The 543-nt window shown below is 47.3% G+C and carries 1 protein-coding gene; it reads right to left on the reverse strand.

The features are described from left to right. Positions 1-40: 40 nt before the first annotated feature. Positions 41-487, reverse strand: coding sequence for a translesion error-prone DNA polymerase V autoproteolytic subunit (gene umuD, locus TY87_RS22410; RefSeq protein WP_100188764.1), 447 nt, complete (start codon positions 485-487; stop codon positions 41-43). Positions 488-543 lie beyond the last annotated feature (56 nt).

Raw genomic sequence — 543 nt, forward strand, 5'->3', positions numbered from 1 at the left:
TAAAAGTTATTGCAATCGACTAAGGCAAAAATCGTCTTCATCAACCGCGCTCGTACTTGCGAGCCACACCCGTTACCACACCGAAGATCTCCAGTTCGGACTCTTCGGTAATATGAATCGCTTTATAAGCTTTATTCTTCGGACGAAGCAACACATTGGGCTTCAGCTCCAACGTCTTCACCGTCATTTCCCCATGAATGCAGGCAATGACGATATCCCCATGACGTGCGGTTAACGAACGATCGACCACCAACACATCACCCGAATAAATGCCCACATCGATCATCGAATCCCCTTGCGCACGCACGTAAAACGTCGCGTTCGGATGAGCGACACAGAACTCATTTAAGTCCAAAGATTTTTCAACAAAATCCTGAGCGGGCGAAGGAAAACCCGCCGATACCGAATCCACATACAAAGGGATTCGCACACTATTGGCCGCGATAAACGCCGCCGACTCAGACACACCAAGATAAGTCACACGCATGATCAATACCAATATACTGTATGGATATAAGGGCTATCCATTTAGAGCAACCAATG

The organism is Marinomonas sp. BSi20584 (genome assembly GCF_002792415.1).
Classification (GTDB): domain Bacteria; phylum Pseudomonadota; class Gammaproteobacteria; order Pseudomonadales; family Marinomonadaceae; genus Marinomonas; species Marinomonas polaris.